22 protein-coding genes are annotated in these 21899 nt (G+C 70.5%); 8 read left to right on the top strand and 14 right to left on the bottom strand.

Annotated elements, in window-relative coordinates:
• Positions 1 to 91 precede the first annotated feature (91 nt).
• The 3 genes from yidC to ABZ923_RS13415 form a co-directional block, all read right to left on the bottom strand.
• Positions 92 to 802 carry a membrane protein insertase YidC gene (gene yidC / locus ABZ923_RS13425; protein WP_361470499.1) on the bottom strand — a complete coding sequence of 237 codons (711 nt, stop codon included), beginning with the start codon at positions 800 to 802 and terminating at the stop codon, positions 92 to 94.
• Between the two features lie 97 nt (positions 803 to 899).
• Positions 900 to 1223 (bottom strand): DUF6412 domain-containing protein, encoded by a 324-nt coding sequence (locus ABZ923_RS13420; RefSeq protein WP_361470497.1) that lies wholly within the window; start codon positions 1221 to 1223, stop codon positions 900 to 902.
• Positions 1224 to 1297: 74 nt separating this feature from the next.
• Positions 1298 to 1846 (bottom strand): helix-turn-helix domain-containing protein, encoded by a 549-nt coding sequence (locus ABZ923_RS13415; RefSeq protein WP_361470578.1) that lies wholly within the window; start codon positions 1844 to 1846, stop codon positions 1298 to 1300.
• Positions 1847 to 1982: 136 nt separating this feature from the next.
• Between ABZ923_RS13415 and ABZ923_RS13410 the strand changes: the two genes are divergently transcribed.
• Positions 1983 to 3374, top strand: coding sequence for an MFS transporter (locus tag ABZ923_RS13410; protein WP_361470495.1), 1392 nt, complete (start codon positions 1983 to 1985; stop codon positions 3372 to 3374).
• Between the two features lie 19 nt (positions 3375 to 3393).
• On the opposite strand, the gene ABZ923_RS13405 is transcribed toward ABZ923_RS13410, so the two are convergent.
• The 3 genes from ABZ923_RS13405 to ABZ923_RS13395 all read right to left on the bottom strand — a co-directional run bounded on the left by ABZ923_RS13405 (position 3394) and on the right by ABZ923_RS13395 (position 6150).
• The gene (locus ABZ923_RS13405) at positions 3394 to 4194 is read right to left on the bottom strand and encodes a class E sortase (RefSeq protein WP_361470494.1); all 801 of its coding nucleotides are present in this window, start codon (positions 4192 to 4194) and stop codon (positions 3394 to 3396) included.
• A 214-nt stretch (positions 4195 to 4408) separates the two neighbouring features.
• Positions 4409 to 5137, bottom strand: a complete 729-nt coding sequence (locus ABZ923_RS13400) for a TIGR03943 family protein (RefSeq protein WP_361470492.1) — start codon at positions 5135 to 5137, stop codon at positions 4409 to 4411.
• Complete coding sequence (locus ABZ923_RS13395) at positions 5134 to 6150, bottom strand: permease (RefSeq protein ID WP_361470491.1); 1017 nt, start codon at positions 6148 to 6150, stop codon at positions 5134 to 5136. Before ABZ923_RS13395 ends, ABZ923_RS13400 begins: the two co-directional genes overlap by 4 nt.
• 115 nt (positions 6151 to 6265) lie before the next feature.
• Here ABZ923_RS13395 and ABZ923_RS13390 point away from each other — a divergent pair, with 115 nt between their 5' ends.
• Both ABZ923_RS13390 and ABZ923_RS13385 read left to right on the top strand, forming a co-directional pair.
• Positions 6266 to 7282, top strand: a complete 1017-nt coding sequence (locus ABZ923_RS13390; RefSeq protein WP_361470489.1) for a tetratricopeptide repeat protein — start codon at positions 6266 to 6268, stop codon at positions 7280 to 7282.
• Between the two features lie 57 nt (positions 7283 to 7339).
• On the top strand, positions 7340 to 10489 hold the full coding sequence (locus ABZ923_RS13385; RefSeq protein ID WP_361470487.1) for a DUF3427 domain-containing protein: 3150 nt from the start codon (positions 7340 to 7342) through the stop codon (positions 10487 to 10489).
• A 23-nt stretch (positions 10490 to 10512) separates the two neighbouring features.
• On the opposite strand, the gene ABZ923_RS13380 is transcribed toward ABZ923_RS13385, so the two are convergent.
• Positions 10513 to 10848 (bottom strand): hypothetical protein, encoded by a 336-nt coding sequence (locus ABZ923_RS13380; RefSeq protein WP_361470582.1) that lies wholly within the window; start codon positions 10846 to 10848, stop codon positions 10513 to 10515.
• Positions 10796 to 11146 carry an ATP-binding protein gene (locus ABZ923_RS13375; protein WP_361470576.1) on the bottom strand — a complete coding sequence of 117 codons (351 nt, stop codon included), beginning with the start codon at positions 11144 to 11146 and terminating at the stop codon, positions 10796 to 10798. Before ABZ923_RS13375 ends, ABZ923_RS13380 begins: the two co-directional genes overlap by 53 nt.
• Before the next feature lie 229 nt (positions 11147 to 11375).
• On the opposite strand from ABZ923_RS13375, the gene ABZ923_RS13370 reads away from it, so the two are divergent.
• The gene (locus ABZ923_RS13370; protein WP_361470485.1) at positions 11376 to 12221 is read left to right on the top strand and encodes a helix-turn-helix transcriptional regulator; all 846 of its coding nucleotides are present in this window, start codon (positions 11376 to 11378) and stop codon (positions 12219 to 12221) included.
• Positions 12221 to 12418 (top strand): DUF397 domain-containing protein, encoded by a 198-nt coding sequence (locus ABZ923_RS13365; protein ID WP_361470484.1) that lies wholly within the window; start codon positions 12221 to 12223, stop codon positions 12416 to 12418. The genes ABZ923_RS13370 and ABZ923_RS13365 overlap by 1 nt, the downstream gene beginning before the upstream one ends.
• 76 nt (positions 12419 to 12494) lie before the next feature.
• Here the strand turns inward: ABZ923_RS13365 and ABZ923_RS13360 are convergent, their stop codons facing one another.
• The 3 genes from ABZ923_RS13360 to ABZ923_RS13350 all read right to left on the bottom strand — a co-directional run bounded on the left by ABZ923_RS13360 (position 12495) and on the right by ABZ923_RS13350 (position 15051).
• Positions 12495 to 13301: a DUF6551 family protein gene (locus ABZ923_RS13360; protein WP_361470482.1), complete on the bottom strand. Its 807-nt coding sequence runs from the start codon at positions 13299 to 13301 to the stop codon at positions 12495 to 12497.
• Between the two features lie 538 nt (positions 13302 to 13839).
• Positions 13840 to 14325: a DUF2267 domain-containing protein gene (locus ABZ923_RS13355; RefSeq protein WP_361470480.1), complete on the bottom strand. Its 486-nt coding sequence runs from the start codon at positions 14323 to 14325 to the stop codon at positions 13840 to 13842.
• Between the two features lie 297 nt (positions 14326 to 14622).
• Positions 14623 to 15051 (bottom strand): Hsp20/alpha crystallin family protein, encoded by a 429-nt coding sequence (locus ABZ923_RS13350; protein WP_361470479.1) that lies wholly within the window; start codon positions 15049 to 15051, stop codon positions 14623 to 14625.
• A gap of 157 nt (positions 15052 to 15208) precedes the next feature.
• Between ABZ923_RS13350 and ABZ923_RS13345 the strand changes: the two genes are divergently transcribed.
• Positions 15209 to 15514, top strand: coding sequence for a hypothetical protein (locus ABZ923_RS13345; RefSeq protein WP_361470478.1), 306 nt, complete (start codon positions 15209 to 15211; stop codon positions 15512 to 15514).
• Positions 15515 to 15611: 97 nt separating this feature from the next.
• On the opposite strand, the gene ABZ923_RS13340 is transcribed toward ABZ923_RS13345, so the two are convergent.
• Positions 15612 to 16562: a helix-turn-helix domain-containing protein gene (locus ABZ923_RS13340; protein WP_361470574.1), complete on the bottom strand. Its 951-nt coding sequence runs from the start codon at positions 16560 to 16562 to the stop codon at positions 15612 to 15614.
• A gap of 370 nt (positions 16563 to 16932) precedes the next feature.
• Here ABZ923_RS13340 and ABZ923_RS13335 point away from each other — a divergent pair, with 370 nt between their 5' ends.
• Positions 16933 to 17421: a hypothetical protein gene (locus tag ABZ923_RS13335; protein WP_361470476.1), complete on the top strand. Its 489-nt coding sequence runs from the start codon at positions 16933 to 16935 to the stop codon at positions 17419 to 17421.
• A 3-nt stretch (positions 17422 to 17424) separates the two neighbouring features.
• Here the strand turns inward: ABZ923_RS13335 and ABZ923_RS13330 are convergent, their stop codons facing one another.
• Together ABZ923_RS13330 and ABZ923_RS13325 are read right to left on the bottom strand one after the other, a co-directional pair.
• Positions 17425 to 18975 (bottom strand): MFS transporter, encoded by a 1551-nt coding sequence (locus tag ABZ923_RS13330; protein WP_361470475.1) that lies wholly within the window; start codon positions 18973 to 18975, stop codon positions 17425 to 17427.
• A 60-nt stretch (positions 18976 to 19035) separates the two neighbouring features.
• Positions 19036 to 20349, bottom strand: a complete 1314-nt coding sequence (locus ABZ923_RS13325) for a DUF445 domain-containing protein (RefSeq protein WP_361470473.1) — start codon at positions 20347 to 20349, stop codon at positions 19036 to 19038.
• A gap of 195 nt (positions 20350 to 20544) precedes the next feature.
• Between ABZ923_RS13325 and ABZ923_RS13320 the strand changes: the two genes are divergently transcribed.
• A complete protein-coding gene (locus ABZ923_RS13320; protein ID WP_361470472.1) occupies positions 20545 to 21879 on the top strand; it encodes an SGNH/GDSL hydrolase family protein in 1335 nt (444 codons plus the stop codon).
• Positions 21880 to 21899 lie beyond the last annotated feature (20 nt).

Raw genomic sequence — 21899 nt, 5'->3', positions numbered from 1 at the left:
CCATCGGAGGACTGGCTGATCCTCCAATTCGGTGGTCCAGTCCGCAAGACCCTGTTCACGTACTGGACCGCAACCGGACGCCCGGGACCGCTCAGCGGGACAGCAGCGCCTGTTCCGCCGCGCTCCAGGCGGTGCTGGTGACGACGTACAGCGCGGCGGCGAGCGGGACGACCGCCACGGTGACGAGGGTGAAGAAGGACAGGAACGGGGTGACCCGGGTGACGGCGGCGAGACCGGGCACCTGGCCGTCGGCGGCGGCCGGGGCGGGCTGCTCGGCGAGCATCCGCCGGGCACGCCGGAAGTTGACGGCGGCGACGGCCGCGACGACGGCGAAGAGGCCGAGGTAGACGACTCCGGCCGGGCCGAACGCCCCGCCGTCCGTCAGCGCGTCCGCCCAGCGTCCGCCGAGCGGTGCCGCGAACAGCCGGTGGCCGAGCAGGGCGTTGTCCTCGCCGCCGATCGTGGAGCTGGAGAAGAGGTGGTAGAGCAGGAAGAAGGCGGGCACCTGGAGCAGGCTGGGCAGGCAGCCGGAGAGCGGCGAGACCTTCTCCTCGGCGTGCAGTTCCAGCACCGCCTGCTGGAGCCGCTGCGGGTTCCCGGCGTGCTTCTCGCGCAGTGCGGTGATTCTCGGCTGGAGTGCGGCGCGGGCGCGCCGGCCGCGGGCGGCGGCCCGGGACAGCGGGTGGACGAGGAGCCGTACGAGCGCGGTGAACAGGACGATCGCGGCGGCCGCCGCGGAGGCGTGGAAGAGCGGGGTGAGCAGGTCGGCCAGGTGCTCGACCAGACGGGCGAAAACGGACATGGGTGAGCCCTCCGGGGGTCTCGTCGTGCCGAAAGGAGCGGAGAACGGCAGGACGACCCGCGCGGGGTCACGTGCGGAAGAGGTGCGAAGACGTGCCCTACGCGGCGGTCGCCGGACCGGCGTGGCCGGGTGCTCGGGGCCGCCGCCGGCCGGGCGCGTCGGGATCGCGCTGGGGCAGGAAGGCCGTACGGCGGGCCCGGTCGCGTATCGCGGTGCGGACGCGGGTGGGCGGTACGGCGGGCACGCTGCGCGCGGCCAGCAGGGCGCAGGCGGCGAGCGCGGCGGCCGCGGTGGCGGTCGCGGCGAGGGCGACGGCGGTGCTGAGGCCGCCGGTGCCGAGGAGCGCGGCCTGGAGCAGCAGCAGCTGCGCCAGGAGCAGCAGGAGGGCGAGGGGGCGCGCGACGGCGACACGGCCGGTCATCAGCACTCCCCCCTTCGTGTGACTGCCCGTCGCATGACGGTCCGTCGTACGACTACCTTCCGTATGACTGTACGTCAGTGTGCCAGGTGCACCGGATCGGTCTCCAGGGGCTCCAGCAACCGCTTGGGCCGCAGCAGCGCCCTGCTGACCGGATCCGCCGGGGCGGGGTCCAGTTCCGGCCCCGGCACCATCACAACGTCCGCGACCGGCACGAGAGTTCCGCACGCCGCGCACTTCCCCAGCGGCTCGATGTCCCCGCCGCAGTCCGCGTGCCGGAAGGAACGCAGCCGGCCGGCGTCGACGTGCTCGCGGCCCCAGTGGCCGAGGGCGCGCAGCACGGGCCAGAGGGCGGCACCGCTTTCGGTGACGACGTACTCGTCCCGGGGCGGCGACTCCTGGTACCGGCGCCTTTCGAGGATGCCCTCCTCGGTGAGCGTCCGGAGCCGGGCGGACAGGACGGCGCGCGGGATGCCGAGGTGGACGAGGAAGTCGTTGTAGCGCCGGACGCCGTAGATCGCGTCGCGGACGACGAGCAGCGTCCACCGCTCGCCCACGACCTCCAGCGCGCGGGCGATCGAGCACTCCTGCGTCACGTAGTCCTTACCCAGTGCCATGTCCTCCACTGTAACCACTTGGCGGACATGGGTTCAGTCAACGAACCCAGGGTGCTACGGTGACGGTGAACGCTCGATTCAATGAACGAACCGAGCGCGGCAGACCCCGGTGGAAGGGCCGGGGCCCCGAAGGACAGGACAGGCCATGACCCGGCTCGACTCCGCCACCACCCCCGCGACCGGACGCGGCGCCACCGCCCGGGACACCCCCGTACGCCCCCGCGCCACCCTCGCCCTGACCAGCGCGGCCACCGCCGTGGCCCTCATGGCCTACACGGCCCCCATGGTCACGCTGCCGGACACCGCGGCCGCCCTGCACACCCCGCTCTCCGCCCAGGCCTGGCTGCTCAACGGCGCCCCCCTCGGCCTCGCCGCCCTCCTCCTGGTGGCCGGCAGCCTCGCCGACGACCACGGCCGGCGCCGGATCTTCCTCTCCGGCACCCTGGCCCTCGGTCTCACCACCGCCCTCGGCGCGTTCACCACGACCACCTGGCAGTTCACCCTGGCCCGCATCGCCCAGGGCGCGGCCAGCGCCGCCCTGCTGGCCAGCAGCCTCGGCCTGATCGTGCACGCCTTCCCCAGCCCGCGCGGCCGGCTGCACGCCACCGGCGTGTGGGGCGCCTTCGTCAGCGGCGGCATCGCCGTGGGCCCGCTGCTCGCGGGCGCGCTGCCGAGCTGGCGGGCGGGCTACCTCGTCCTGGGCGCCGCCGCCCTCGTCGTGGCCGCGCTCGGCACCCGGGCGCTGGCCGAGTCACGCGCCCCGCGCGGCGGCCGCCCGGACGTGCTCGGGGCGCTCACCTTCGGCCTGGCCCTGGTGGCCCTGGTCGCTGCCCTGACCCTGGGCCGGGACGGCTGGCTGCGCGCCCCGGTCGGCCTGCTGTTCGCGGCGGCCGTCGCGCTGGTCGCGGTGTTCGTCGCGGTGGAGCGCCGGACCGGCACCCCGATGATCGACCTCACCCTGCTGCGGCACGCCCGCTTCCTGGCCTCCTCCGCGGGCGGCCTGTTCACCGGCCTGGCCGTGATCGGCCTGTTCAGCTTCCTGCCCGCGCTGCTCCAGCAGGCGCTCGGGCTGCCCCCGCTCGGCACGGCCTGGCTGTTCCTGCTCTGGTCCGGTCTGAGCTTCGCCGTCGCCCTCCAGGTCAAGCACCTGGCCGGCCGGGTCGCCCCGCGCACCCAGCTCGCCCTCGGCTTCGCCCTGCACACGATCGCCATGGCGATGATGCTCGGCGCGGTCGGCTCCGGCTCCTGGCCCCGCCTGCTGCCCGGCCTGATCGTCGGCGGCGTCGGCAGCGGCCTGCTCAACGGCGCGCTGCCGCTGCTCGCCGTCGAGTCGGTGCCGCCCCAGCGGGCCGCGATGGGTTCCGGCGCCCAGCAGACCTTCCGCTACATCGGCTCCTGCGCCGGCGTGGCCCTGACCATCGCCGTCGCCACCTCGGCCGACGGCCCGGCCCGGGGCGCGAACCTCGCGCTGCTGGTGTCGGCGGGGCTGGCGGTGGCGGGCGCGGTGAGCGTGCTGGCGCTGCGGGAGCGGGCGTGAGGGGCGCCGGACCGGCGGCTCACCGGGGCCGCGCGGACATCAGCCGGGCCCACACCACCAGCCGGTACCGGGAGGTGAACTCGGGGGTGCAGGTGGTCAGGGTGAGGTAGTGACCGGGCTCGTGGTAGCCGTACCCGGGCCGGACCAGCGAGCGCGGGACGGGCCGGACGACCCCCGAGTCCAGCGCCGACGTGCGCGGCAGGATCCGGTCGACGGCGTAGGTGTACGTCGCCGTCCGCGTCTCCACCTCGACGGCGTCCCCCCGCCGCAGCCGGGGCAGGTACCGGAAGGGCTCGCCGTGCGTGTTCCGGTGCCCGGCGAGCGCGAAGTTCCCGGCCTGGCCCGGCTGCTGGGTGCCGCGGTAGTGACCGACGTACCCCTTGTTCAGCACGTCCGCCTTGCCGACACCCTCGGCGACGGGGACACGCAGGTGCAGCCGGGGGATGGTGAGCACCGCGTACGCCCGGGACCGCCGGGGTGCCGCCTCGGGGGCGGACGGGTGCCCCGGCGGGCGGGACGTGACGGGGGCGGAGGCGGATGCGGCGGACCCGGGGGCCGAGGCCGTACCGGGACCGCCGGGCAGGGCGCCGGGGCCGGCCGTCGTACCGCCGCCCCACTCCCGTTCCAGCGCCGCCACCTCGCGCGCGGCCCCGCGCCGGGCCTCCCGGTTGGTCCACCACAGCTGGTGCACGACCAGCAGCAGGAGGACCAGCCCGGCCGTCACGAGCACCTCGCCCCCGCCCCACAGCACCCGCCTGCGCCGGGCGCTCCTGCGCCGATCGCCGTGCCGTACGACCCGCACACCCGCCGCAGCCCGCATCCGCGCCCACCTCCACCACAGCCGCCCGCACGATAGGCGCGGCGCCCTCAACTGGCCAGAGGAACCAGGGCACCCGCCGCGGCCACGACTTTGCGGCGACCGCTACACCCCCCGCTCCGACACCCACCTGACCGGCAGGTCGGTGTCCGTGCCCTTCGCGGCCAAGTCCGTGCAGACCCTGCAGACCGACGGCGTCACCGTGTGACGCGCCGGTTCAGCCCAGCGGCAGGGCGTCCTGGTAGCCGTTCGCCGGCCGGCGCACCTTCGTGACGGTACGGGCGTCCAGTGCGACCGGCGCGGAGCCGGTGCCCAGGGTGCCGCCCGGGTGCCAGGTCCCGGTGACCGTCACCCACGTGTCGGCGGGCAGGACGGGCCCGCCGTGGATCCGTACCTTCACGGACTGGGCGTCGGCGGCGCAGCAGTTGAGGATGATCCGGGTCAGGTCCCAGCTTCCGCCGTCCCCGGGGGTCACGAACCCGGTCATCCGGATCGTGCGCCCCTCGATGGCCTGCCCCCGGTCCTCCCGCACCCGGCTGGTGAAGTCGGAGAGGGTCATGGGCAGCGGCGAGGTGCGCGGCAGCGGATCGAAGTCGCTGTCGTGGACGACGGCCTTCGCCGGCTGCCGGGCGGCGGTGTAGGCGCCGAGGGCGGGCGGGGCGTACACGAGCAGGCTGAGCGCGGGGAGGAGGAGCAGCCAGGAGACGCGGGGCACACCGGAGTGGCCGTGGTCGTGGCCGTGCTCCTCGGCCTCCTCCGCCCGGTCGAGGACCGCGCTCGCGATCCCCAGCAGGAGCAGGACGACCCCGGAGGCGATGAGCGGGAGCCGCATGCCCTCCTTGACGTACCGCAGGCAGAGGTCGGTGAAGAGGGAGACGTGCAGCAGCCCGAGCCCGCAGAGGGCGAGCAGCCCCGCTTGAAGCGAACGCTTCCCGGCTCGTTTCACAGCAGCCCCCATCCGGTCAGCGCGCTGCACGCGACGGCGACGACGACGGTGGCGGCGGAGAACCGCACCGCGAAGGCCCGCCCGAACGTCCCCGCCTGCAGGGCGATCAGCTTCAGGTCGACCATGGGCCCCACCACCATGAACACCAGCCGCGCGACCGGCGGGAACCCGGTCAGCGAGGCCGCCAGGAAGGCGTCGGCCTCGGAGCACACCGCGAGCAGCACGGCGAGCCCGGCGAGGAACAGCACGGACAGCCAGGGCGCCGCGGCGAAGGTGTCCAGCACGGAGCGCGGGACGGCGACGTTGAAGGTGGCCGCGGCGACGGCGCCGAGCACCAGGAAGCCGCCGGCGTGCAGGAAGTCGTGCTGGAACCCGCGCCGGAACTCGTCGATGCGGCTGTGCCCCTGCCGGTGCCCGGTGTGCCGTACGACGGGCTTCAGCCACTCGGCCCGCCCGAACCGGAGCCACAGCCAGCCCATCACGAGGGCGGTGGCGAGGGAGGCGAGCAGCCGGGCCGCCACCATGGCGGGGTTGCCGGGGAACGCGATCGCGGTGGCGGTGAGCACGACCGGGTTGACGGCGGGCGCGGACAGCAGGAACGCGAAGGCGGCGGCCGGGGTGACGCCACGGCTGATGAGACTGTTGGCAACCGGCACCGAGGCACACTCGCAGCCTGGCAGGACCACCCCCGCGACCCCGGCCACGGGTACGGCGAGCGCGGGCCGGCGGGGCAGGATCCGGCGGAACACGCCCTCCGGCACGAAGGCGTTGATCGCCCCGGACAGCGCCGTACCGAGCAGCAGGAACGGCAGCGCCTGCACGGTCACGGCCAGACACACGGTCCGCCAGGCCTGTACGGCCGGGGCGTCCCCCCAGCGCCCGAGCAGGAAGAGGACCGTACCGGGGACGACGGCGGCACCGACGAGCAGGAGGGGCCAGTGCCGGGGCGGTTCACGCCCCTCGTCCAGGACAGCCGCTTCATCGGTCACGACCAGCGCACCCGTCTTCTGCATGCCGGCTCCACCCCGTGTAGATGTCGGCACCGAAGATATCCAGATATCCATACCGCGGTGCACGCCCCCCGGGGGCGCCTCACTTTTGTCACCGCCCGGCAGTACGGTGTCCCCCATGCGCCCCGACACGCCTGCCGAGAACGTCGACCACACCGCCGAAGCGGCACGCCTGGAGCGGACCGCCGGCCTGTACCCAGAGGACGCCGAGACGCTCCTCCTGCGGGCGGCGGCCCACCTGGAACTGTCCGGCGACCGCCCCGCGGCGACCACCCTCTACGACCGCCTGCTCGCGTCCGCCGCAACACTGGACAACCCGGCCCTGGTCCGCGCCCTGAAGGCGTCCAACCTGTGGGAGTACGGCCACGAGGCGGAGGCACGCGCGATCATCGAGGGCATCCGCACCACGGCCCCCCGGGACCCGGCCCCCTGGGTGATCGTGGCCGAGGCCCTCGAATCCCACGACGAGCTGGAGGCGGCGGCGAAGACGTTCACCGAGGCCGCCCAGCTCCTGCTGGAGCCTTCGGACGAGCCCCCGGCCGCCACCCACCCCCTCCTCTACGGCCGCCACCGCGTCCGCCGCATGCTGGGCCTCCCGCACGACGACTGGGACACCCTCGCCGACACCCTCCACACCTCCCCGGTCTCCCTGGACGAACTCCACGACCCCAAACGCGTGTGGTCCCTGGGCTCGGACAACCCCGCGGAACTGCAGGCGGAGATCCACCGCCTCCGCGCCGAGCTCGGCGCCTACCGCGAGGCCCTCTCCCGCCCGTTCCCGGTGGCGGTCCTGCACTGGCCGGCCCCGGAACTCTCGGAACTGCTGTCGGCGTATCCCGCCCTGTCCGCGGAGTACCCGTCCCACGCCGAACACCTGGCGACCATAGAGTCCTCCCTCCGCGAACTCTCCGCCTCCGGCACGCCCAACCTCGGCATCGTCACCGGCACGGTCCCCTCCTACGAGGCCTTCGCAGCCTCGGAGGGCACGCCCCCGACGGACCCCACCCTGCTGCCCCAGTACGCGACGACACTGGCGGCCCGGGGGCGGGCGGTGGCTTGGCCGCCGGGGAAGGGGGCGGGGTGTTGGTGTGGGGCGGACCGTGTCTATGGGGACTGTCACGGCACGACCGTCTGACGCACAGAACAGCCTGTTAGAACAGAGGGACACTGACACGTATCTGAGGGGATCGTGGTGGCGGAAGCGGGGGATCCGGCACAGCCGGTCGCTGGGGTGTACGAGAAGCTGATCACTCAGAGCGTGTACGACGAGATGAGTCGGCTTGAGGCGATGGGGTGGAGAGCAATCGACGCGGAGGTCAGCGTCGAGTCCTCGCCCCATGTTCTGGCCCGACACATCGGTGAGGTGGTCGCCCGCAGGCTCACTCAGGTCCCACCTGAGCAGCACGTTCCGCTCATAAACCAGCTACTCGAATCCCTCGCCGCCGGTACGGCTGGCCAGAGCGACGCCGACCCTGTGAGCACGGTGGCTAAGGGACCACGACAGTTGCTCGCCCTCGCCAGGCAGGAGGCACCGGGCGCCTACGCGATCCGCCCTCTTACCCCGCTCTCTGAGGCGTCCTTGCTAACCAACTCACCGGAGGACGTCAGCCTGGGGGCGGAACTGCGCGCCGAACTGGCAACCGCGGACCGCATTGACCTGCTCTGCGCGTTTGTGAAGTGGTACGGCATACGGGTGCTAGAGGACGCTCTCCGCGCCGCGAAAGACCGGGGCGTGGAGATCCGGGTCATCACCACCACCTACATGGGTGCCACAGACCGCCACGCGCTTGACCGACTCGTCCGCGACTTCGGCGCCACCGTCAAAATCAACTACGAGACTCGCTCCACGCGGCTGCATGCCAAGGCCTGGCTGTTCCGCCGCAACACGGGGTTTGACACCGCCTACGTCGGCAGCTCCAACCTGTCCAAAGCCGCTCTGCTCGATGGCCTGGAGTGGAACGTACGTCTGTCATCGGTCTCCACACCAGCCGTTCTGGACAAGTTCGAAGCAACGTTCGACGCGTACTGGAACGACATCGCCTTCGAGACGTACGACCCCGATCTCCACGGTGAGCGCCTCGACGGAGCACTGGTCCAGGCGAGCGGTGGCGCGTCCCCGAGCGCCGACCAGAAAATTAACCTTTCAGGCCTTGAGGTGCGCCCCTACCCGCACCAGCAGGACATGCTGGAGCGGCTCACTGTCGAGCGTGGGATCCGCGGGCGGCACCGGAACCTGCTCGTTGCGGCCACTGGCACGGGAAAGACCGTGATGGCTGCACTGGACTACCGCAATCTGTGCAGGAGCTGGCCCAACGGACGACCCAAGTTGTTGTTCGTCGCCCATCGCAAGGAAATACTCAATCAGTCCCTGCGTACGTACCAAGAGGTGTTGGACGACGCTTCCTTCGGAGAGCTGCTGCACTCCGGGCAGGATCCACGGGACTGGAACCACGTCTTCGCCAGCGTGCAGTCACTGAACGTTCGGCGGCTGGAACAGTTGACTCCTCATCACTTCGACATCATCGTCATTGACGAGTTTCATCACGCCACCGCTACCACTTACCGCCGGGTTATCGACCATTTCGAGCCAAAAGAGTTGCTCGGCCTGACGGCCACCCCCGAGCGGATGGATGGCCTCAGCGTCCAGGACGAGTTCTTCGAGGGGCGCATCGCTGCCGAGATGCGATTGTGGGAGGCTCTGGAGAACGATCTGCTGTGTCCGTTCCACTACTTCGGCCTACCAGACGGCACAGATCTGAGAAACCTGGGCTGGCGGAAGGGGACGTACGCCGATCAGGAGCTCGACAACCTGTACACAGGCAACAACGCGCGTGCCCGGATCGTGGTGAAGCAGATTCGGGACAAGGTCTCAAACCCCGCAGCGATGCGTGCGTTGGGTTTCTGTGTGAGCAAGAGGCATGCCCACTTCATGGCGGACTTCTTCACCACGGCCGGGTTCCAGGCCATTGCACTAGACAGCGACTCGCCGGCTGCCGTGCGCAGCCAGGCGTTGAGAGACCTGCGTGACGGCAAGTTGCAGGTGATTTTCTCCGTCGACCTGTTCAATGAGGGACTCGACATCCCTGACGTCGACACACTTCTCCTGCTCCGTCCCACCAACAGTGCGACGATCTTTCTCCAGCAATTGGGACGGGGCCTGAGGCGAACCGAGACCAAGCCAGTGCTCACGGTCTTCGACTTCATCGGACAGCACCGAGCGGAGTTCCGTTTCGAGGAACAGTTCCGAGCCATGACGAACCTCTCACGCAACCGGCTTGTCGAACACATCGAGCATGACTTCCCCCAACTGCCGTCTGGCTGCCAGATCCTCCTGGAGGGCAAGTCCAAGGATCTCGTACTCGACAACATCCGAAGCCAACTCGGCGCAACAGTCAGAACTTTGGTGAGCGAGGTCAGGGCCTACGGCACGCTACGCCTCGCGGACTACCTCCGCGAGAGCCGTCGGGAGATCAAGGAGCTGTACAAGAACGACACCTCCTGGACGACCATCCTGCGCCGAGCGGGACTGATTGAGGGAGTCGCACCGACGGGGGAAGCGGCGCTACTCAAAAAGATTCATGCCTTTCTCCACGTCGATGATCCCCAGCGTGCCAGGGCCTACCTCCGACTCCTCGAAGATGAAGCCCTGCCATACGAGGAACTGAGTCCAATGGAACAGTCCTATGCCCGCATGCTGTTCTTCAACATCTGGGATAACGCCGGCGGTTTCACCAGCTTCGGTGAAGGCCTCGACTCGCTGCGCTCCCAACGGGAGTTCCGGGACGAACTGAGGCAGGTGCTGTCACACGTCATCGAGCGGGCAGACCACTTCCCCATCCCGCTGTCAGGCCGCCTCAGCAACGTTCCACTAATGGTCCACTGTTCGTACAACCGCTCCGAGATCCTCGCCGCGCTAGGGGTGGCGCGCTTCGGCGGCCAGATGCCCCGGTCCTTCGCGCAGGGCGTGCAGTGGGTTGAGAAGCTCCGAACCGACGCCCTGCTCATCACCTTGGAGAAGAACGAGAAGGACTTCTCGCCAACCGTCCGGTACAAGGACTACGCGCTCAGCCCGACGCTCTTCCACTGGGAGTCCCAGAACTCAACGGCCTCTGACTCCGGCACCGGCATGCGATACCGGGAGCACAGGCAGCGAGGCAGTGAGGTCCTGCTGTTCATGCGTCGCTACAAGAGCACGGACACAGGCAAGCCACAACCGTGGATGCTCCTTGGCCCGGCGAGCTACGTGACGCACACGGGCAGCAAGCCCATGGCGATCACTTGGCGCCTCAAGCACGAGCTACCGGCCGATGTGTGGACGTACTCGGCTATCACCGCGAGCTGACCGACGGTTGTCCACGCTGACGATCAGTGGGCGAGGTCGGCTTCGAAGTGGGCCTGCGCACGTTCCAACACCTCGTCCGGGTCCCTGCCGTGTGCGCCGAGCCAGTGCAGCAGGTCGGCGATCACGCTGATCGCCGTATCCTCCGCCGCTGCGGTCCTCAGCCGACCAGTCTGGGGCTCCGTCGGCAGCTTCCTCGCGTCCGCGTAGAACCCGAGCACTTCCGCTGCTCGGGACACGCGGGGGCCTGTGGTGTGTCCGTCAGCCGTGGTCAGGCTGGTGCGCAGCTCGCACCATGTCGCCTTGTACTCAGGGAACAGGTCGACGCCCCAACGCTCGGTGATCGCGTCGATGAGGGACATCCCCCCGCCCCGTCTCGGCCTCCGAGTCCGCATCGGTCAGGGCGGGAAGGGCACGGGGGGCGGGGTCGTGGACTTCGAGGCGCAAGCGGGTACCGCTCATGCAGACCGCTAGCGTGGTCGGGGTGCCGGGGCCCACATGCTTGATGACGTTCGCGACCAACTCGCTGACGCACAGTTGGGCAGCCTCGCTGACTTCCGGCAGTCCCCAAAGCTCGATGTGGAGCCGCAAGACCCGCCGCAGCGGGGCGACTTCTTTCGCCTCGGCCAGAAACGGCAGGGTCCACTTCTTCCGCGGCATACAACCGGTGCAGTGCATGACCTACTCGACTCCCTCGCTCGCCCCAGCAAGGGCACTCTGTGCCCCTTGTGCCTAACAGCAACCAGAGTGGCAATGAGAGTTTCAATGGAACTCTCACAACGACCGAAACGGTGCATGTCTGCTGGATGCGCGCCCCGGCGCACGCGCCCTTGCAGTCCCTCTGAGAGGGCGAGGACGATCTACGACATCGACAGGAAGGGCCGTAGGCATGGCGGTTGGACCCACCACTCGCAGGCGTCAACTAGGAGCAGATCTACGTCGACTTCGGGAGTCGGCGGGTCTGACCCTGGAGGATGCGGGAGCTCGCGTCGGCATCTCGAAGGCGACACTCAGCCGGTACGAGACCAAGGAGGGCACGGTCAAGTGGCCGGCCGTCGACGCCCTCTGCCGCGAGTACGACGCTCCCGACGAGGAACGGTTGGCGCTGGTCGAGTTGGCCAAGGGCGCCAAGATCCAGGGCTGGTGGCGCTCCCTCGCCGACCCCATCCCCGAGTCAATGAACCTCATGCTGACCCTCGAAGACGAGGTCGTACGCGAGGATCACTACGCCTGTATGTACATTCCTGGCCTGCTTCAGACCAGGGCGTATGCGGAAGCCGTGCACCGGGCTTCGGAAGTGCAGTGCCCAGAGCGCGAGATCCAACACATGGTCGACATCCGCATGAAGCGTCAGGAGCTGCTGGATCGCCAAGACCCACCGCACATCTGGTGTGTCATTGATGAGGCGGCCATCCGACGGTTGGTCGGGGGTCGAGAGGTCATGCGGCAGCAGTTGGACCACCTGCTCACACAAGCGCGACGACCGCACGTCACCGTCCAAGTGCTTCCATTCGAACGAGGTGCTCACGCTGCTGCCGTAGGCAGCTTCGCCGTCCTGCGCGGGCAGACCCGAGAACTCGACGTGGTGTACGTGGACCTCATCGGTGGTGGCCTCTTCATGGAGAAGCCGAAGGAACTGGACCGTTATAAGTTGGCGTTCGAATACCTCAGCGCTCAAGCACTCGACTTCGAGTCTTCGGCCGAGCTCATTGAGCGGATCAACAAGGAGCCCTGATGGCAGCATCGCTGGAACTTCACTGGTTCAAGTCCTCTTACAGCGGCGGCAGCGGTACCGAGTGCGTGGAGTGCGCGTACACATCTGGTAACGCGTTCATACGTGATTCAAAGTGGGGCGAAGGCTCTGTGATCCATGTCCAGCCTGGTACTTGGCACGTCTTCATCGGCGCCTTGGCGCAAGACGCCCTTAAGTAACACAGGCGGAAGAGGGGCCCCGGCGCGTGCGCCCAGGGCCCTCCGTAATCGCCGAGGACTACTGGCGGCTCGGGGCTCAGCCCTCGATTCGGTTGGCCGGCCGACGTCCCTTGTTCCAGGCATCCAGAACAAGGCGGTAACACACGCTGATCCTGGACCCGGTACCGCTGTTGTTGAAGCCGCCATTGGACGAAGCGCTCAACACCTGAGAGCGCCACTTCGCCGCCGTGGCGGTGCGCTCAAGCCTCTTCGCGAGCTCGGGGTCGTTGACGAGGTCGCCGTGGCGACCGAGGAACATCCCGATACCGCCCAGGAGCATGCCGTCCCAGGACTCGGCACTACGCCCCCATGCCTCTTCCGCGATCGTGAGCGTGCGATCGAGCACATCAGCCCCGTAACGATCCGTGATCTGGAGGACACCCGACACAGCTCCGACACTGTTGGTCGAGGAAGAACCAAGGCTCAGCCTGTGGGCCTTCAGAACGCGGTCAGTGTCGACAAAAAGCGGCACACCACCGGTGAGGCCGACGTGGTACTCGTCGATCGGGCGCGGCTTGTGAGACTCACGGTTCTTGATCAGGAAGAGTATGGCTTCCTGCTCCTGAGTGAGTCCGTAGTGGATATCGGCTCTGATGGTCTCCAACCCCGCCAGTTCAGAGGCACGCTTGCGGTGCTGGCCATCAACGATGTACCGCGCTCCGTCCTCGCGCTCCGAGACGATGATGGTTCCGATCGCCTCACGGACGAGATTGTTCGCGATCGACTGAGCGCGACGCTCATTCAAGGTGCGCTGAGCCTGCGGATCGATGAGGAGCTCCGCGATCTTGACCTCTACGCCGTGATCAACCGCGTGCTTGGGCAGGTCGTAGCTGTACTTGGGCATGAGAGCCTCCTGACGCCGCGTCAAGGGAGTTGGGCTGCTGCCGGATTGGGGGATGGGCGTCGAAGGGCAAGTAAATCATCTGATCACAGGGCCTGACAGCGAACTGCGGCCACTGCCTCTGTCTCAGCCCCGACTCCGCTGCCGTGCACGGATCAGGCGTCGTGCCGGATGGCGTTAACCCACACCGTTTCAGGGACGCCAGCGGGACGGGGGATGCCGTAGGCCGCAAAGGTGCCGTGGGGCCGCCCGCTTCTTCGGCCAGTGTCGTGCTTCCGTGAGCCGAGTAAAGGGCGCTGCGCGTCGCCTTCGGCGATGGCCCTCCGGGCCACCCTTGACTCGGCTCACTCCAGCACGGGGAGGAAGCGAGCGGGCAGCCCTGGGAAGGTGGTCGGCTCCGGTTCGTCGGGCCCTGGCGTTGGCTGCGTTCGCATCGTTGGTGAGGCGCGCGGTTGCGTTGCGTACGGACGCCGGGCCGGTTTGGCGGCTTGCAGGCCGGGGCGCCGCACCAGGGTGTGCGGCGCCCGTCAGCTTCGTGGCTTTACGCCGTCCCCGCCAGGTCCGCCCGGCCGAACAGCAGCGCGTAGCCCGACGGGAGTTGGGTGAGGACTCGGGTGGTCAGGGATTCGCCGATGTGGGTGGAGAGGGCGCTCAGGACCGAGCTGACGTCCCAGCGGGCCGTCGCGGGGGTCGAGCCCTCTATGCGGGTGGCCACCGACTCGACGAACTCGCGGGCCGTCAGGGGGTGGGTCGCGGGGATCTGGGAGGCGATGACGCGGCCTGCCTCCCGGGGGAGGGCCTGGGCCAGAGCCACGCGTTCGTCGCCGGTGACGTGTCCGCCCAGCGCCGAGAGGACGATGCGGGTGACGCGTTCCGCCTCCGCTCTCGTCGGGTACTGGCCCGCCTCGCGCACCGCCTCGGTCAGCTCCAGCCAGTCGGCGTTCTCCGTCGTGCTCTTGACACGTGGACGCACGGTCGGGGCGGGGGCGGGGATGGCGATTCTCGGCTGCGGGGTGGTCACGGTCATCGTGGTGGCTCCTCCTCCGGGACACTTCGGGGCACCGCAAGCCCGGTACCCCGTAATGCGGCGGGCATGGGCGGCAGTTCGGCCAATGTGCGACTGGTGAGGGTTGTGCGGTGAGTGCCGCCTTTCGGGGGTGCTCGGGGCCGTGTGGGCTGTGGGCTGTGGGGTGACGAGGGGTCGTGCGGGGGCCGGTCGTCGGCGCGTCCTGGGTGTGCCGGGTCGTCGGTGGCCGGCGGGTGCGTGCCTGTCGGTCACCGACGGGAACGCCGGCCGCCTCGGGGGTCGGCCCCCGTCGGACGGTCAGCCGCTGAGCTGCTTGCGGTCGCTGCCCGCGCCGCCCGTGATCTGGATGCGGCGCGGCTTGGCCTGTTCGGCCACCGGGATGCGCAGGGTCAGGACGCCGGCGTCGTACGAGGCGTCGATGCGTTCGGTGTCGAGGGTCTCGCCCAGGAACAGCTGGCGGGTGAAGGTGCCCGTGGGCCGTTCGGCGACCAGCAGTTCCGCGTCCTCGGGAGCGGGGTTGCGGCGCTCGGCGCGGATGTTGAGGACGTTGCGCTCGACGTCGAGTTCGATCGTCTCCGGGTCGATGCCGGGCAGGTCGAAGTGGACGAGGAAGTCGTCACCGGACCGGTAGGCGTCCATCGGCATCGCGGACGGGCGGGCGTTCGCGCCCAGCATCTGCTGCGCGAGTCGGTCGAAGTCGCGGAAGGGGTCCGTACGCATGAGCATCACAGGTCACTCCTCTCTCAGGGACTGTGGTGCGATGCCCTACGACTTCTTATATAACTCTCTGCTGGAAACTTGACAAGCCTCGACTCAGGTTCGGGGGCGCGGCCCGCCCGCGCGTTAGCCTCGGGACAGACATTCGGGATACGAGGAGGCACTTATGGCCAGGGTTCCCAGCGCGGTCGTCGCCGCCACCGGGCTCGTCGGCGGTTACGGCGTCGCCCGCTGGACCAGGAAGCGGCAGCTCGGCGGGGTCGTCCTGGCCGTCGCCGGCGCCGCGGCAGCCCAGCAGTGGCGTACCCGGGCCGGCGGGAAGGCGGCCGGCGCGCTGACCGCCGCCTACGTGGCCGCGTTCGCCGGATCCCACCCGCTCGCCAAGAAGGTCGGCGCCTGGCCCTCCGTCCTCGGCGTCGCCGGTGCCGTCGCCGCCGCCTCCTGGGCCGTCGCCGACCGCAAGGCCGCCTGAGCCCTGCTGCTCACGGCACCAGCGCCTGAGGCCCGTTCCTCGGGCCACCGCCGCCTGAGCCCGCCTCCGCAGGCCACCGCCGCCTGAGCGCCGTTCCTCACGACACCCCCGCCCGGAACGCCCTGCGGTACGCCTGCGGGCTCGTGCCCACCACCCTCCGGAAGCGTTCCCGGAAGGCCGTCGGCGAGCCGAAACCGGTCTGTACGGCGATGCGTTCCACCGGGTACGCGGTGGTCTCCAGCAGATACTGGGCCCGCCGTACCCGCGCCCGGTGCAGCCACTGCAGCGGGGTCGTACCGGTCTGCTCCCGGAAGCGGCGATTGAGGGTACGGGTGCTCATGCCGGCCTTCGCCGCGATCTCCGCCAGCGTCAGGTCCCGGCCGCAGTGGTCCTCCAGCCAGGCCAGCAGGGGCTCCAGGGTGGTGCCGGCCGGGGCCGGGGGCAGGTCGTGGACGATGAACTGGGCCTGCCCGCCCTCCCGTTCCAGCGGCATCACGGACATCCGGGCCGCGTGCGCGGCGACCGCGGAGCCGAAGTCCTTGCGGATCATGTGCAGGCACATGTCCAGCGCGGCCGCTGCGCCCGCCGACGTCAGGAGCCGGCCGTTGTCGACGTACAGGACGTTCGGGTCGACCGTCACCTCCGGGTGGCGCCGGGCCAGGTCGGGGGCCGCGATCCAGTGGGTCGTCGCGCGCAGCCCGTCCAGCAGGCCCGTCGCCGCGAGGAGGAACGCGCCCACACAGATCGACGCGATCCGGGTGCCCCGCGCCGCCGCCGCGCGCAGCGCCTCGGCGACCCCGGGCGGCAGCGTCTCCGGTGGTTCCGCGACCCCGGGCAGGATGATCGTGTCGGCCTCCGCGAGCGCCTGGAGGCCGTACGGCGCCCGCACTGTGAAGGCACCCGCGCTCACCTCCTCCCGCACCGAGCACACCCGCACCCGGTACGGCTGCCGGCCGTCGGGCAGCCGGGCCCAGCCGAAGGTGTCGACGGGGGCGGAGAGGTCGAAGGGGATGACGCCGTCCAGCGCCAGTACGGCCACGGTGTGCATGGCGAGAGAGTAGGGGTACGACGGCGGATTGCCGCCCACGGGGGGCGGGAGCGGGGCCGCCATCACCCGCCCGGTGAGCGGGGCCGCCATCACCCGCCCGGTGCGCGGGACCGCCGCCACCCGCGCGATGAACGAGGCGCCGCCACCCACCAGGCGAGCGGCACCGCCGCCACCCGCGCGGCGAGCAGTCCCGCCGCCACCCGCGCGATGAGCGAGGCCGCCGCCACCCACCCCGCGAGCAGATCCGCCGCCACCCGCCCCGGTGCGCGGCACCGCCGTCACCCGCCCGGTGAAGCCCCTGGCGAGAATCCGTCGAACCCTGGCACTCCTGCCACTCCTCCGGGATCCCCGCCGCCCCTAGCGTCCCCCTGTGACCAAGTTCCTCCTCGCCGTCCACGTCATCGCCGCGATCCTCGCCGTCGGCCCCGTGGCCGTCGCCGCCAGCATGTTCCCGCCCGCCGCGCGCCGGGCCCTGGCCGCCGGGCCCGGCGATGCCGGTACCGGTGCCGACGCCGGTACCGGTGGCAGTACCGGTGCCGGCGGGACGCTCCGTCTGCTGCACCGGATCTGCCGCGTCTACGCCGTCGTGGGCGTCGTCGTCCCCGTGTTCGGGTTCGCCACCGCGAGCCGGATGGGCGTGCTCGGCAGTGGCTGGCTGATCGTGTCGATCGCCCTGACCGCTCTCGCCGCGCTCGTCCTCGTCGCCCTCGTGCTGCCGGGCCAGGCCGCCCTCCTGGAACACGGAGGGGGGTCCACGCAGACCGCGCGGCTCGCCATGGGCACCGGGCTGTTCAACCTGCTGTGGGCCACCGTGACGGTCCTGATGATCGTCCGGCCGGGCTCCACCACCGGCGCCTGACGATCACGGCCTGCTCGCCGCCGGCGGTGCCGCAGGGCCACCGCCCGGGGTGCCGGGGCGGGTGTTCCGCGCCGCCGCCTTCGCCCGGCCCGCCACCGCCGTCAGCGGGCGGGCGATGTCCTCCAGGGAGCGGCGTTCGGCCCGTACCGCCAGCGCCGCCGCGACCAGGCCGGCCGCGCACATCAGCGCCGCGCCGATGGAGAAGGCCAGGACCGTGTCGCCGACCCGGCCGGTGCCGGTGAGGTCGGCGAAGAGCAGCGGGCCGCTGATCCCGCCGGCCGCGGTGCCGAGGGCGTAGAAGAAGGCGATCGACATCGCCCGCGTCTCCATCGGGAAGATCTCCGACACCGTCAGGTAGGCGCTGGAGGCGCCCGCCGACGCGAAGAACAGCACCGCGCACCAGCAGGCCGTCAGCGTGCCCGCGCTCAGCGAACCCCGGTCGAACAGCCACGCCGTGCCGAACAGCAGCAGGCCGGAGAGCAGGTACGTCGAGGAGATCATCACGCGGCGGCCGACCGTGTCGAACAGCTTGCCCAGCAGCAGCGGGCCGCAGAAGTTGCCGACCGCGATCACCGCGAAGTAGTAGCCGGTGCGGTCGGCGGGCACGTCGAAGAACTTGGTCAGGATGGCGCCGAAGCCGAAGGTGATCGCGTTGTACAGGAACGCCTGGCCGATGAAGAGGGAGAACCCGAGCACCGCCCGCTTGCGGTAGCGGCCGAAGACCGTGCGGGCGATCTCCAGGAAGGTCACGTTCTTGCGCTGGTGGATCTCCAGCTCGCCCTCGGGCTCCGGGAGCCGCTCGCCCCGCTCCGCCTCCACCCGGCGCTCGATGCCGGAGACGATCTCCTCCGCCTCCCGGTCCCTGCCGTGGATCAGCAGCCACCGCGGGCTCTCCGGGACATGCCGTCGTACCAGCAGGATGACCAGGGCGAGGACGGCACCGAGCGCGAAGGTCAGGCGCCAGCCGACGTTCGCGGCCAGCAGGTCGGTGTCCAGGGCGACGATCGACAGCAGCGAACCGCCGACCGCACCAAGCCAGAAGCTGCCGTTGATGATCAGGTCGACCCGGCCGCGGTAGTCCGCCGGGATCAGCTCGTCGATCGCGGAGTTGATCGCCGCGTACTCACCGCCGATGCCGAAGCCGGTCAGGAAGCGGAACAGGAAGAACCACCAGGCCTCCCAGGAGACCGCCGTCAGAGCCGTCGCCGCGAGATACACCGCCAGCGTGATCATGAAGAGGTTCTTCCGGCCGAAACGGTCGGTCAGCCGGCCCCAGAACAGGGCACCCACACAGGCGCCCGCCACGTACAGGGCGGCCGCGACACCGGTGATCTGCCCGGACGTGATGGACAGGCCGCTGCCGGGCTCCGACAGCCGGCTGGCGATGTTCCCGACGACCGTGACCTCCAGGCCGTCGAGGATCCAGACGGTGCCCAGGCCGATCACGATCGTCCAGTGCCAGCGGGACCACGGCAGACGGTCGAGTCGGGCGGGGATGTTCGTGGTGATGGTCCGGCCGGTCTCCGGCGACGGCGCTTCGGCTGCTGCACTCATGGGGCTCCCTCCACGTCGAGGCGGGTTATCGGGTGCCCGGAGCGCACCGGAACACTCCGGTCAGACCCCCAGCCCACGCGACACCGCGTAGATCACCAGGCCCGCCAGAGAGCCCACCACCGTGCCGTTGATCCGGATGAACTGCAGGTCACGGCCGATGTTCGCCTCGATCTTCCGCGTGGTGTGCTCGGCGTCCCAGCCGGCCACCGTGTCCGTGATCAGCGAGGTGATCTCCGCGCGGTACGTCGTCACGACATGCACCGCCGCGCCCTCCACCCACGAGTCGACCTTGTTCTGCACCTTCGGCTCGGTCGCCATCCGCGAGCCCAGGGACAGCAGCGCGGCCCGCACCCGCGTCCGCAGCTCGCTGCGCTCGTCCTCGGCCGCCGCCACGATCATCGACCGTACGGCCGTCCACACGGACGCGATCAGGTCCTGCACCTCGCCGCGACCCAGCACCTCGCCCTTGAGCCGCTCCACCCGCGCCCGGGTGTCCGTGTCGGACTGCAGGTCGGAGGCGAAGTCGGTGAGAAAGCGGTCCAGCGCGCCGCGCGCCGGATGCGAGGGCATGTCCCGCATCTCGGTGACGAACCGCAGCAGCTCCTTGTAGACCCGCTCGCCGACCTTCCGGTCCACGAACCGCGGGGTCCAGCCGGGCGCACCGCCCTCCACGGCCACCATCACGTCGTCCCGGTGCAGCACCAGCCAGTCGTGCGCGCGGGCCACCACCAGGTCCACCACCCGCCGGTGCCCGCCGTCGGCGACGATCCGCTCCAACGTCTTGCCGATCCCCGGCGCGATCTCCTGCGCGTCGGCCCGCCGGGTGATCGCCTCGCCGACGACCGCCTGCACGTCCGAGTCGCGCAGCACGGTCAGCGCCCCACGCAGGGCCGTGGCCAGTTCCGCCGTCACCCGGTCCGCGTGCTCCGGCTCCGCCAGCCAGGCCCCCAGCCGGCTGCCGATCCCGACCGCGCGCAGCCGCTGCCGTACGACGTCCTCGGAGAGGAAGTTCTCCCCGACGAACTCACCGAGCGAGACGCCCAGCTGGTCCTTCTTCGTGGGGATGATCGCGGTGTGCGGGATGGGCAGCCCCAGCGGATGCCGGAAGAGCGCCGTGACCGCGAACCAGTCGGCGAGCGCGCCCACCATGCCGGCCTCGGCCGCCGCCGCCACGTAGTCCGTCCACGTCCCGGCACCCGCGTTCCCCGCGGCCTTCGCCAGCACGTAGACCACCGCGACGAACAGCAGCATGCCCGTCGCCGTGAGCTTCATCCGGCGCACCCCGCGCCTGCGCTCCTCGTCGGCCGGGGTGAACGCCGTCATCGTCTTGTACGACGCCACCCGCCCCGGTGTTCCCGTCTCGGTAGGTTCCATCAGCTCCACCCGTTCGGTGATCCCGCACACAATTGTCCCTTCCTGACCGACTCCCGGAACGGAACAGGAGTTCCCGACGTCTGTCTGGAGGGGAGTCGTGGCAGGGCCCTGTCAGACCTCCCCGGCCCATGACGCATCATGGGTGAGCAAGATCGGAGCCTCGGGCTCCCATCTGTCGAGGAGAACAACACAAGAGTGGCCAAGCGTCATGGTTATGCGGTGCTCGGTGCGCTGATCGCCCTGGTCATCGCACTGTCCGCCGGCATCTACGTCACCGTCGCGGCCGATGACGGCACCCCCCGCAGCACCCTCGGCGACAACCGCCCGCACCGCGACTCCCACGCCGCCCCCGCCTCCACCGGCACCTGGGTCGGCGCCTGGGCCACCGCCCCCGTCGGCGGCGAACCCGGCACGGAGACCGCCGGCCTGGCGGGCCGCTCGGTCCGCAACGTCGTACACACCAGCACCGGCGGTACGAGTGCCCGCGTCACACTGTCCAATCTCTACGGCCAGTCCCCCCTCACCATCGGCCACGCCTCCCTCGCCCTGGCCGGCGGCGACGGCACCGCGGCCGCCGACGCGGAAACGATGCGGCGCCTCACCTTCGGCGGCAGCACCGGCGTCGTCATACCCGCCGGCGGGCAGGCCGTCAGCGACGCCGTCCACCTCACCGTCCCGCACGGCGCCGACGTCCTGATCACCACCTACTCCCCCACGCCCTCCGGACCGGTCACCTACCACCCGCACGCCCGCCAGGTGTCGTACCTCGCCACCGGCGACCGCACCGAGGACGCCACCGGCACCCCGTACACCGAACAGACCCCCTACTGGCGCTACGTGACGGCCCTCGACCTGCTCAGCAACGAGGCCACCGGCACCGTCGTCGTCCTCGGCGACTCCATAACCGACGGCATCACCTCCACCACCGGCACCAACCGCCGCTGGCCCGACATCCTCTCCGGCCGGCTGCGCAGCGCCCTGGAGAACGGCGGGCAACTGCCGCGCTACAGCGTCGTCAACGAGGGCATCAGCGGCAACCAGGTCCTCGCCGACGGCCTCGGCCGGCCCGCCGAGAACCAGAGCGGACTCGGCCGCTTCGGCCGCGACGCGCTCTCCCGCACCAACGTCAAGGTCGTCGTCATCGCCCTCGGCGTCAACGACATCCTGCGCAACCCCCGCCTCGCCGACCCCGACCGCATCCTCACCGGCCTGCGCACCCTCGTCCGCCAGGCCCACGCCCGCGGCCTGAAGGTCATCGGCGCCACCCTCATGCCCTTCCAGGGCCACCGCGGCTACACCCCGGCCCGGGAGGCGGTCCGGCAGCAGGTCAACGCCGGGATCCGGGCCGGCGGCGTGTACGACGCCGTCGTCGACTTCGACAAGGCCCTCCGGGACCCCTACGACCCGCGCCGGCTGCGCCCCGAATACGACTCAGGCGACCACCTGCACCCCAGCGACCTGGGCTACCGCACCATGGGCGAGGTGTTCGACCTGAGCACCCTGCGGGGCGCGGGGCAGGCGGAGCTCTGACCGGGAGGCGAGGAATACTG

The sequence above is a fragment of the Streptomyces sp. NPDC046881 genome (assembly GCF_040645015.1).
Taxonomy (GTDB): domain Bacteria; phylum Actinomycetota; class Actinomycetes; order Streptomycetales; family Streptomycetaceae; genus Streptomyces.
Note: the sequence above shows the minus strand (reverse complement) of the source record. Positions and strands in the feature narration are given on the sequence as shown.